Genomic DNA, 13698 nt, shown 5'->3' on the forward strand with positions numbered 1-13698 from the left:
TTAGAAATCAAATGTAATAGATTCTACTAGGTCTTGATTGCTAGCTGTATTCTCTACTAGCTCGAATTCCCCTAGCTTTCTGTCTGGAGTGCTAACAACCTCAGATAGGATCCGTACGAAATCATTTGCTACCTGTTCAATCATGTTTTTATTGAAAAGTTTTGTGCAATATTCGAATGCTCCCCTGATCTCTCCCTCTTCTGTACTCATTGACAAGGTTAGGTCAAATTTAGCTACAGTATGGTCTTGTACATAAGGAGTAACGGATAACGATCCAATGGTTGCTTCCTGATCCTCCGTATTTTGCATAACAAACACTGTGTCGAAGAGTGGATTTCGGCTTGGGTCCCGCTTCACATTCAGCCTTTCCACTAATTCTTCCAATGGATACTCTTGGTTTTCAAACGCTTGTAGCGTGCGCTCTTTCACCTCTTCAAGGTATCCTTGGAACGTCTTATCCTTCTGCGGATAGTTACGAATTGCTAAGGTGTTAACAAACATACCGATAAGTGGTTCTAATTCGGCAGAAAGTCTTCCACCAACAGGAGTACCAACAATGATATCCTCTTGTCCACTGTACTTAGAAAGCAAGATCGTATAGGTAGCCATGAGAAGCATATATAAAGTGCTTCCGCTATTTTCAGCCAATTGGGTGACTTGGTCTGCCAAAGCACGGTCAATGACAAATTCATGCTCAGCGCCCTCAAAGCTGCGTACCGCAGGTCTCGGATAAGCAATCATTAAATCCAAGACAGGCAATGGACCAAAGAACTCACCAAACCAATAGTTTTCTTGCTGTTCATAGAGCTCGCTCTTCGCTCGTTGTTGCTGCCAAACTGCATAATCCTTGTACTGTAGCCGCAATGGGGACAATTCTTTGCCCTCATACAACTCGGCCACTTCTTGTATAAGGATACCCATCGAAATTCCATCAGAAATGATATGGTGCATGTCATAGAGTAGGATATGGCGATCTGGCTCTATTTCTATTAGGCCAGCTCTGATCAACGGTGCTTGTTGAAGATCAAATTTCCGCACAAAGCTGTTAAGATGTGCATCCACTTCCTCTTCTCTTGCTTGTATCTTCTCTAAAGTGAACTCCACGTCTTTATAGATCCGTTGAACTACCTCTCCATCGACCATTTCAAAACCTGTGCGTAATGACTCATGACGATCAATCAATTGGCGGAATGCTGTCTCTAGCTTCATCCAATCAAGCTGACCATCAATTCTCATCACACCCGGCATATTGTAGCTAAGCTCTCCACCATCGACGTGACTCAAAATATAGAGACGTTTTTGAGCTGAAGACACTGGATAGTACTCTTTTTCCTCTGCAAGAGGAATGGATATATAAGCTTGCTTCTCTGTAGTGGCAATGTGCTCAGCCATCTGCTCAATCGTTGGCATTTGGAATACATCTCGCAGTGTAATGCTTGTGTCCAATGCTTGATGTATTTTGGCTACAAGGGTCGTAGCACGTAAGGAATGTCCGCCAATCTCAAAGAAGTTCTCTGTAATCCCTACTTGCGTTAGCCCTAGGACTTCCTGCCAAATCTGAGCTAGCTTCGCCTCCACCCGGGTTCTAGGGGCAACATATTCTCTACCTGTTTGCATGCTTTCTTCTGGTGTTGGCAACGCTTTTCGGTCTAATTTACCGTTTCCAGTCAGAGGCATCCGTTCCATTTGGACAAAATAAGCTGGAATCATATAGTCCGGTAACTGTTGTGACAATGCTTTTCTTAGCTCTGCTACAGTCAGCTCATGATCTGCTACAAAATACGCGCATAAGTATTTGTCACCGCTTGCGTCTTCATGTGCTATCACAATCGCTTCTTGCATGGATTCGATGTTTAGAAGCTGCGTTTCAACTTCTCCCAGCTCAATGCGATAGCCGCGAATTTTGACTTGATGATCAATTCGGCCTAAATACTCAATATTGCCATCTGCCAGCCATCTCGCCAGATCGCCAGTCTTATACATACGTTCACCAGGTACAAACGGATTAGGAACAAATCGCTCATTGGTCAACTCTGGACGATTTAAGTAGCCACGGGCTAATCCTTCACCAGCAATATACAATTCTCCCTTAACTCCTACAGGTTGAAGGCGCAAATGTTCATCGAGAATGTAAGCAGATAAGGTTGGGATTGTTTTACCGATATTGCTTTTCGCTTGAGAAATTTCTACTTCGGTAATTTCCTTGTACGTAACATGGACAGTGGTTTCTGTTATTCCATACATGTTGATTAGCTTGACTTGTGGGTATTTCGCCTTCCAATCCTTCAATAAAGCTGGACTTAACGCTTCCCCACCGAAAATCACATTTCGTAGAGACAACTCTTTTCTATTATCCTTCGCTTCTTCCTGAAGCAATTGATAGAAATAGGTTGGTGTTTGATTTAATATCGTCACTTGTTGATCCTGAAGTAACTGAAGGAATTGCTTCGGACTCTTCGCTGTTAACGGAGGCACGATAACCAATTTTCCACCGTATAAGAGTGCCCCGTACATTTCCCACACAGAGAAATCAAAGCAGAACGAATGGAATAGTGTCCATGTATCAGAATCAGTAAAATCAAACAAATTTTTGCTGTTAAATAACAGACGAACCACGTTCTTATGCTCGATCAAGGTACCTTTTGGCTTACCTGTAGTCCCTGAGGTATAGATCACATACGCCAGATTCCTTGGTCCAGAGCGCAGCTCCAGATTAGAGTGATCAGTCTGGTAGGATTGTTCGTCATCTAGTAACAAGACCTGTTTATCAAAAGCTACACGTCCTAGTAAATGGGACTGCAACAATAGCAGATTCACATTCGAATCCTCCAGCATATAGGCAATACGATCTTCTGGATACTCTGGATCAATCGGTACATAGGCTCCTCCTGCTTTGAGGATCGCAAGCATTCCTACAACCATATCCAAGGATCGTTCAGCCATGATGCCTACTAACTCATCAGCCTGAACACCTTGAGCTACTAATGATCTTGCAAGTCGATTTGCCTTCTCGTTTAGATCACGATAAGAAAGCTGTTCCCCCTCAAAGAAGACTGCGACATGATCTGGTACAAGTGCTGCCTGCTCTTCAAACAACTGATGAATTGCCTTCTCGCGTGGATAATCCGCCTCTGAATCGTTAAATGTGTCAAGAATGGTAGTCTTTTCATGTGACGTAATCATCTCAATAGAGGAAAGGAGTGCATCTGGATTTGCAAGAACAGAATCAATCACCTGCATGAAATGTTCAATCAGTCGTTCTATGGTTTCGCGCTTGTACAGGGAGCTTGCAAAATCAAAGCTGCAAACGATGCTATCCTCAAGCTCTTCCGCATTTAAGGTCAAATCAAACTTAGCTACTATTGGTTGTTCCCCATAAGGTTTTAGTTGCAAGCCTTCAATGGACAGATCTCCTTGTTCCGTGTTTTGCAGCACAAACATTGTGTCAAACAGCGGGTTACGGCTTAGATCTCGTTTCACATCCAGCTTTTCTACTAATTCTTCAAATGGATAGTCCTGATTTTCAAAAGCTTGTAACGAATTGTCTTTGACCTCTTGTAAGTAAGTCAAGAAGGATTTATCCGCTTCTGGGTAATTCCGAATGGCTAAGGTGTTAACAAACATACCGATAATGGACTCAAGATCAGCGTGTGGTCTTGCTGCAATCGGCGTACCTACAATAATGTCTTCCTGACCGCTCTGTTTAGCAAGCAATGTTGTATAGACTGCAAGTAACACCATATACAAGGTGGACTCATGATCGGCAGCGAGTTTTTTCAAGCCTTCGCTTCTCTGTTTATTGATTATGAATTCGACGGCTTCTCCCTCAAATTTTCTGTTTGCAGGTCGCTGATAATCAATTGGCATGTCCAGAACAGGTATTTCACCAGCAAAGACTTTCATCCAGTATGCTTCCTGCTTGCTCATCCACTCGCTTTGCATGCCTGCTTGCTGCCAAGCGGCATAATCCTTGTATTGGATTCGTAGTGGAGAAAGCTCTTCTCCCCGATATAACTGGACAAATTCTTGCATGAGAACGCCCATAGATACACCGTCAGAGATAATATGATGCATATCAAATAGCAGAATGTACTGATTCACATCGACTGAAAGTAAGCCTACCCGCAATAGCGGAGCCTGTTTGAGATCAAACGCACGTACGAATCCTTCTATAATTGGTTCTGCTTCCTCTAAGTTGGTTTCCCAATACTCCAGCTTAAACGACACCTCATCGTGTACTCGTTGCATTGGTTCCCCATTTACAAGCTCAAAACCTGTGCGTAATGTTTCGTGACGTTGCGCTAATTGTTGGAAAGCTGCTTCTACACGATCCTTATCTAGCGAACCCTCTAGCATCATAATGCCTGGCATGTTGTAGCTTAGCTCTCCACCTTCAAGATGACTTAGAATGTATAGTCTCTTTTGAGCAGAGGAAACCAAGTAGTACTCACTGTTCTCTATGACAGGAATAGAAGCGTACGTGTTATGCTCCATACTGGCTATCAGCTGAGCCAACTGTTCAATCGTCGGATATTTGAAAATGTCCCTTAGTGGTATCGCAACATTCATCACTTTATGAATCTTGGCAACTAAAGTAGTGGCACGTAGCGAATGCCCTCCCACATCAAAGAAATTCTCTGTCACTCCAACAGTTGAAAGACCAAGCACCTCTTGCCAAATCAATGCCAAAGCTGTTTCCATTGGTGTCTTGGGAGCAACATACTCGTTTCCAGTTTGAATGCTTTCTTCTGGCACTGGCAAAGCTTTTCGATCAATTTTTCCATTTGGAGTAAGAGGCATTTTCTCCAATTGTACAAAGTAAGATGGAACCATGAATTCAGGCAGAACCTGATTTAATGCTTTTCGCAGTTCACGTACCTTCAACAGATCTTCAGAAACAAAGTAGGCGCATAACTGATTTTGTCCAGCATCTCCTTCTTTTACAATGACGATCGCTTCCTGAATAGGAGCCACCTTCATTAGCTGTACTTCCACTTCGCTAAGCTCAATACGATAGCCGCGAATTTTCACTTGATGATCAATTCGGCCTAAATACTCAATGCTACCGTTCGGTAACCATCTGGCCAAGTCACCCGTTTTATACATCCGTTCGCCGGCTGCAAACGGATTATCCACGAATTTCTCCGCTGTTAGCTCCGGTAGGTGCAGGTATCCCCTAGCTAAACCACTTCCTGCCATGCATAGCTCCCCAGCTACTCCAATTGGCTGAAGCTGATTGTGAACGCCAATGATATAGACCTGTTTATTTGCTATCGGGCTTCCGATAGAAATTTCCTGTTCTGGATTCGTAATCATTAGAGATGTAGAGACTACACTGCTCTCTGTTGGACCGTATTCGTTGCAGATTTCAATGCTTGGCTTCATTTCCATCACTTTGTTAACTAGCGACGAAACGATCTTTTCTCCCCCAACTACAATATTCCTTACAGACTTCAGATCCTCTGGTTTCATCGTATCCACAATACTCCATAAGAAACTAGGTGAGCTTTGCAGATGTGTAATGCTCTCTTGCGTAATAGCATTTTTAATAGCAACAGGGTCTTTGCTTTCTCCATCCGGCAACAAATACACCGTTGAACCAGATACCAATGGACCAAACAAGTGTGTCAGGAATGGATCGAAGACAAATGGAGTAACCATCAGCACGCGGTCGTTTTTCGTAAACCCGAATGCATTTGATTTCCAATGGATCGTATTTGCAATACTTGCGTGTTCGACCATAACCCCTTTTGGTTTGCCCGTTGTGCCTGAGGTATAGATCACATAGGCTAAATCACTTTGTCCATGGATTGACTCCAAATTGGAACGCCCAGCCTGATAATTCGCAGAATCATCAAGAAGAACAAGTCTTTCTGTAGCAAAGAAGGAAAGCTGATCTAGCAAATGATGCTGCGTAACAACCAACTTCGCATCTGCATCCTCTAGCATGTAACGAATGCGATCCTCTGGGTATTCAGGGTCAATTGGTACGTAGGCACCGCCAGCCTTCAGGATTGCCAGTATGCCGACGATCATTTCTGTGGAACGTTCAGCCATAATGGCTACCAATTGATCAGCTTGCACACCTTTCAATCGTAATGTTCTTGCTAGTTGGTTTGCTTGATCATTTAACTCACGATAGGTCATTTGCTTATCCTGGCATACAATGGCTAGCTGATCTGCCGAGAGTTCTGCTTGCTGTTCAAACAATTGATGAATCATGTACTCCTGTGGATAAGGGACTGCTGTATGGTTGAATTCCTTGATAATCTGCTCTTTTTCCTGCTCTGTTACTACTTCTACCATATTCACAGCGATGGCAGGGTTATTGATCACTTGCTGCATAACATGAACGAAATGCCCCAGGATTCTCTCAACACCCGCTTGATCGTACATAGCCGCATTGTACTCGACATGAATTCTAATTTCTTCACCAGGAATTACGATGAGATTAAAGTCATAATTGGTTTGTTCGACCATCTTGACGTTTGTAACCTCAAATGCCGTTTCGTCATCTTTTCCTACCTGCTCCATCTGCTCTTCAACAGGATAGTTTTCAAACACCATAATATGGTTGATCAAATCCTGTTTTTGTTCTGTCAGAGCCTGAATTTCGTAAAGTGGATGCGTGTCATATGCATGAGATGCCAAAGCTTTTTCTTGATTCTGCTTTAATAAATCAGCGAAAGAAATGCCTTCCTCGCAATGGATACGAACAGGAATTGTATTGATAAACAAGCCAATCATATTCTCAACGTCTCGAATATCCGCTGGTCTACCAGAAACTACACTTCCAAAGACGACATCATCCGTTCCATTGTATTTTTGAAGCATGATGCCCCATACCGATTGCATTAATGTATTGATTGTCACCTGATTCTGTCTTGCTAGATTGTTCAACTGTGCCGTCAGATCTTTATCTACATCGCAGAAGCTCGTTCTAAAGATTTGCTCCGCTTCTTTATCTGGCGATTTTGCTTTTGGAACGATTGTTTGTTGCTCATAGCCTGCCAAATAATTGCTCCAATAGCTAGAAGATTCCCTACTGTCTTGGTGCTCCAGCCATTCAATATAGGCACTATAAGGTGAGACTTCAGCCAATTGTGGAACTCTTTGCTGTAACATGGCAAAGTAGCATTCAAACACCTCTGATGCAACTAAAGATAAGCACCAGCCATCCATTAAAATATGATGGGAGCTCCAAATCATTTTGTATTCTTCTTCCTCTGTCCGAAGAATAGAAACGCGCATCAATAAATCCTGGCTTAAGTCAAAGCCTGTTTCCCTGTCCTTCTTGATAAAGGAGGTAACGTAAGCATCCCGCTCTTCTACATCCATCACCATCAGGTTCTCATAATATAGCGAGCTATCTTTCTCTCGATATACGACCTGTAGCGGCTGCTCCTTCCATCCGTTGTAGAAATTCGTTCTAAATATCTCATGTCTTTGGAACAGCATACGTAAGCTTGTTTCAAAGATGTCTACATGGAAGTTTCCACGGATGTCAAAAGTCGTTTGTTCAAAATAAGCTCCAGACTGCGGGTCCATCAAGCTATGGAACCACATTCCCTTTTGCATCGGTGTCATCGCATAAATGTTTTCCACTTCACCTACATGACTGGTCTGTTCAACGATCTGTTCCAATTCATCAACAGTCAGTCCACGTAACAAGACATCGCTTGGCGTTAATTCTGGCCGCTCCTTGGCTACGCAGTGATTTAGAACTTCTCGGAGGCTGGCTTGTAGTAATGCTGCTAGCTGCTCCATCGTTTCTCTCTGGTACTCTTTTTCACTGTACGTAATTTCAAAGGATAGAGCGCCTTCTGAGATCAAACCATTCATGTCTAATGTAAATGGCATTGCTGCATTCGGGCTTGTCTCTGCACCACTTGCGTACAAAGAGAGCTTAATGTCATTGTTTTGCAAATCCTGGTCAAATTGTCCCAGATAGTTAAAGCTAATCTCAGGATCCGTAAAAGCACGATCCTCGTTTCGCTTAGACAAATATCTGTGAATGCCGTAACCAATTCCCTTTTGTGGGATATGACGAAGCCCTTCTTTAACACTCTTGATTTGCTGGGAAACATGTTTTCCTTCATGTAGTGTCAGTACTACTGGATATTGACTTGTAAACCAGCCGACAGTTCGGGTAATATCCATGTCTTCAATAATAGATTCGCGACCATGACCCTCTAGGCTCACATGGATTTGTTCTATTCCAGTCCAAGAATGTATAGCCATGCCAAGTGCTGTGAGCAGCAAATCATTCACTTCTGTATTGTAGGCACGATTCGCTTGTTTCAGCAGTTGCTCTGTTTCCTCTGCTGTCCAATGCACCATAATAGACTGGCTGTCTTTCATAAGCGAAGTAGCTTGGTCATTATCTTTTGGCAACGGAGTCATCGGAATTTGTTCAAGGTGTTGCCAATACTCTCGCTCTTGCTCCATCGCATCTGACTTCGCATAAAGAGCCAAGTGTTCTGCCCACATCTGGAAGGAATCTGTTTTGTGCGGAAGACTAATGTCCTCTTTGTTCTGCGCTTGTTCATACCCATTCGCAATATCTTCGAATAGAATGCGCCATGAAACCCCATCTACTACTAGGTGATGAAGTATGATCAACAAATGATCACCTTGCTTGCAACGGAACAAGCCCAGTTTCATAAGCGGTCCTTCGCTTATGTTCATGCTGCTTTGCAGCTCACTTGCCTTTGCTTCGACCGCTGTCGCTTCGTCAGATACATCTCGGAAATCAACAACCTCCAAGCTGTAGAGTTCGCCTTCCTCAATGCCACGGTTCCGTGCTTTATACCCGTTATCCGTTGGGATATATACAGTCCGTACAGCATCATGGTGTTCAGCAATCTTTTGCATCACCTTGCGAAGCGCTTCTTCCTCAAAGCCTTGCTCTTTAAACAACATAACGGACTGGTTATAGTGATGTTGTTGTGTGTATGCTTGCTCAAAGAACCAATGCTGAATCGGAGTTAATTCCACCTCGCCTATCACTTCACCTTGGTCCGCCAATCTGGTGATCGATTGAATCCGTTTGCTCAATTCGGCAATGGTTGGATATTGGAACAAGTCCTTCATTTCCAGCTTATAGCCTGCTTGGAACAAGCGTGATGATACCTGGATGGACTTGATAGAGTCCCCACCAAGATCAAAGAATTTATCCATGATCCCTATTGCATCCGTTCCAAGTACTTCTTGCCAGATAGAGACAAGCGTCTTCTCAACCAGTGTACGTGGAGCTACGTAATCTGCACCTGTTTGTACACTTCCTTCTGGGGCCGGCAAAGCCTTGCGGTCAATTTTACCGTTTGGCGTTAGTGGCATCTCATCCAATTGAATAAAGTAGGTTGGAATCATGTACCCTGGCAATTCTTGAGATAGTGTGTTGCGGAGTTCGCTTAGGGTCAGGGTTTTCGTCGCTACAAAATAAGCGCACAACTGCTTAACCCCAGCCTCATTTTCTTGAGCAACTACGATAGCCTCCTGCATGAATGGCGTCTTCAAGAGCTTGGACTCAACTTCCCCTAGTTCAATCCGATTACCGCGTATTTTTACTTGGTGGTCGATTCGGCCAACGTACTCCATGTTTCCATCCGACAACCATCTTGCCAAATCTCCAGTTCTGTACATTTTCTCTCCCGGAACAAACGGATTATCCACAAACTTTTCTGCCGTTAGCTCTGGTCGATTCAAATAGCCTCGCCCTACTCCTTTTCCGCCAATATACAGTTCACCTAGAACACCTATCGGCAACATAGCATGGTTCTCATTTAACACGTACAGATTGACGTTAGGCAACGGCTTCCCAATAGGTAAGCTCACTGAAGGTACAATCGTTACTTGTTCGAAATAACTAGAATCGATGCACGCTTCTGTAACACCGTAACTATTTAAAATACGCATTTGTGAACCAAATCTACTCACCAATTGAGCAAAGGCATCTGAAGGGCATTGATCTGATCCTACAATTAATGTTTTCAAAGAACGAATGTCCAAGCTGTTTTCATACACGTACTCCATAAGTGGAATAACGATGGCTGGTGTAGATTCAAAAATGGTGATTTTGTACTCTTTCATCAATCCGTAGATACGAACAGGATCTAATCTGGACTGACTCGGGCAAATCACTAATTTTCCGCCATGTAACAATGCTCGAACATAATCACCTGTAAATACGTCAAATGAGAAGCTTGCCCATTGCAGCAATCGAACGGCATTCTCTTCTAATCGGTACGCTTTGTTCCAAGCAGCAGCGATTGAAGTAACCTGCTTGTGCTCAATCATGACACCTTTAGGCTTGCCTGTTGTTCCTGACGTATAGATGACATAAGCAAGATGTGCTGGGCTCGATGCTGCTACTAGATTCGTTCCATCTTGATCGTAGCTGTCGGGATCATCTAACAGTACGAGTTTTCCAGTAAAGGATACACGCTCTACTAAATGACTCTGCAAGACCAATAATTTTGCTTGAGCATCCTCTAGCATATAGCTGATACGTTCTTCTGGATATTCAGGATCAATTGGTACATACGCACCGCCAGCTTTGAGAATTCCCAAGATCCCAACCATCATTTCAACCGATCGATCAACCATTATTCCTACTAACTGATCGGCTTCAACACCTTCAGCTCGCAATGTTCGGGCTAGCTGATTCGCTCGCTCGTTGAGTTCGCGGTAGGTTAATTGATCGCCCTCATGCACAACCGCTACTTGATCTGGAGCACGCTCCACTTGCTCTTCAAATAAGCGATGTATCGTTTTTTCGCTTGCATAATCTATAGCCGTAGCATTAAACACATCTAAAATTGCTTCTTTTTCTGCCAAAGTAATCATGTCGAAAGACCCTAGTGTATTTTGAGGATTTTGGACAATGGCAGAAATGATTTGTTTGAAATGCCCCACTATGCGCTCAACAGTCTCTCTCTTGAATAGAGCTGTAGCATATTCTAATGTGCATACAATTCCTTCTTCTCTCTCCATAGCTTCTAGCGTTAGATCAAATTTAGCCACGATATTTTCACTTGGATAAGGCTTAACATGTAAACCTTCCATCTGTAGCTCGCCTTGCTCCAATGTGATAAATTCAAACATCGTGTCAAACAGAGGATTTCGACTTAAATCTCGGTTTACTTTCAGCTTTTCTACCAATTCTTCAAATGGATAATCCTGATTTTCATAAGCTTTGAGAGCATTTACCTTCACTTCTTGCAAATATTCATCGAAGGATTTGTCTTTAGACGGATAGTTGCGAAGTGCTAAGGTATTCAGGAAAACACCAATCATGTCTTCAAGGTCAGCATGTGGTCTTCCAGCAATCGGAGTTCCCACAATGATATCCTCTTGTCCTGTATATTTATGCAGGAGCGTAGTATAGGCTGCTAGCATGACCATGTGTAAGGTAGAACCCGTTTGAGCCGCGAGTTTCTTTAAGCCCTCTCTATCATGATCCTCTATCACAAATTCAATCGTTTCACCAGCAAAGCTTTGTAGAGCTGGTCGAACATAGTCGGTAGGCAGATCTAGTACAGGAATCTCTTTGCGGAAGGCATCCAGCCAATATGCTTCCTGCTGTTGCATTTGCTCACTGTGAACATTTGTATGTTGCCATGCCGCATAATCCTTGTATTGGATGCGAAGCGGTGATAGCTCTTCTCCTGCATATAGTCGAGCGAATTCTTGAATAAGATTGCCCATTGAAACCCCATCAGAAATGATATGGTGCATATCAAATAGCAAGAGGTAACGATCAGGGTTGGTTTCAATCAAACCAACACGTAGCAATGGTGCCATTTTTAAGTCAAATTCGCGGATAAATCCACGGACATGCTCTTTTGCTTCTTCAAGACTTGCCCGTACATGCGAAATAGAGAAGTCAACCTCCTGATGAACTCGTTGTACTGGTTCTCCATTTACCATTTCAAAGCTGGTTCGTAAGGTTTCGTGACGCTCGATCAGCTTCTGGAAGGCTTCCTCCACCCGCTGTTTATCCAACGAGCCTTCAATCATCACGATATCTGGCATATTGTAGCTAATTTCGCCACCTGTGAACTGACTTAAAATGTATAAACGTTTTTGTGCTGAAGATACAGGGTAATACTCTCGCTCCTCAGTAACTGGAATTGAGGTATACGTACTTTGCTCCTTACCAACTATTACGTTGGCCATTTGCCCGATAGTCGGGTATTGGAATACATCCCGAAGAGGAAGATTTTTGTTCATTTCTTTATAGATCTTCGCTACCAAGTTGGTGGCTCGTAAGGAATGCCCACCGATTTCAAAGAAGTTATCTCTTATTCCGATGGTTTCTAGTCCTAGTACCTCTTGCCAAATTTGTACCAGCTTAACTTCCATCCAAGTACGAGGTGCCACGTACTCTGCTCCAGTGTGAATGCCTCCTTCTGGGGCAGGCAGTGCGTTACGATCAATCTTTCCATTTGGTGTAAGTGGCATTTGTTCCAATTGAATAAAGTAGGACGGAACCATATAGCTTGGCAATTCCTGAGACAATTGGGCTTTTAGATCATAGACAGTTAGTTGTTGATCTGCTACAAAATAAGCGCATAGTTGCTGCTGACCCTCTTGATCTCCACGTGCAATGACCACTGCCTCCGCTACCGAGCCTACATGTAATAGCTGTGTCTCTATTTCACCTAGCTCAATTCGATGACCTCTAATTTTTACCTGATGGTCAATCCGACCAAGATACTCGATCGTTCCATCTGGTAGCCATTTGGCCAAATCTCCTGTTTGATAAATTCTTTCTCCTGGTACAAACGGATTCTCAACAAACTTCTCTGCCGTAAGCTCAGGACGATTCCAATAGCCTCTTGCCAATCCTTCACCTGCGATGCACAGCTCCCCTGCAACCCCGATCGGTTGTGGTTGACCCTCAGCATTTAACAGATAGAAGCGTGTATTGAGAAGCGGCTTACCGATTGTTATTTGCTCCTCATCTGTCACATCTCCGACTGACGACCATACAGTGGTTTCCGTTGGTCCATACATATTGTATAGACTTGCAGATGTATTCTTGCGTAACGCCTCCAGTAAGGAGGTAGGCAGTGCTTCTCCCCCGAGCATAATTACTTGTAGCTGTTGCAAGCAATCCAGATCGTTAGACGATAGCAACATCTGCATCCGAGATGGCGTCATTTGAATCATGTCTATTTGTTGTTCGACAATCACATCACTCAATGCTTTTGGATCTGTTTGCTGATCTGTATTAGCTAGAACGACTTTTACTCCTTTACTTAATGCTAGGAATGTCTCTAACACGAAGATATCAAACGAGATCGTGGTAACAGATAAGAGCGACTTGCCTTGAACAAATTCAATTCGATCGGTGATACCTTGTATCAGGTTTACGACCGACTGATGCTGAAGCATAACCCCTTTTGGTTTACCTGTTGATCCAGACGTATAGATGACATAAGCCAAATCATCGGAACTACCCAACGCATCTAGATTTGAGCCATCATGATGATAAGAGGCTTCTTCATCTAATGAGATACGTCTGTTTACAAAAGTAAGGCGATCGTACAATTGATTTTGCATGACGACCAGTTTGGCTCCAGCGTCCTCTAGCATGTAACGGATACGTTCTTCTGGATATTCCGGATCAATCGGTACATAAGCCCCGCCGGCCTTCAAGATACCTAATAATCCGATCATCATTTCTAAAGA

At 43.3% G+C, this 13698-nt stretch carries 1 protein-coding gene (cut by a window edge); it reads right to left on the reverse strand.

Going from position 1 to position 13698, the window contains the following annotated elements; translation table 11 throughout:
* Positions 1-13698, reverse strand: the 3' end of a protein-coding gene (locus tag BRLA_RS12440) for a non-ribosomal peptide synthase/polyketide synthase (RefSeq protein WP_003336314.1). Its footprint extends 22875 nt past the window's final position; the window shows 13698 of its 36573 coding nt (coding positions 22876-36573); its start codon lies beyond the right edge, outside the window; it ends in the stop codon at positions 1-3.

This window comes from Brevibacillus laterosporus LMG 15441 (assembly GCF_000219535.2).
In the GTDB taxonomy this organism is placed as follows: domain Bacteria; phylum Bacillota; class Bacilli; order Brevibacillales; family Brevibacillaceae; genus Brevibacillus_B; species Brevibacillus_B halotolerans.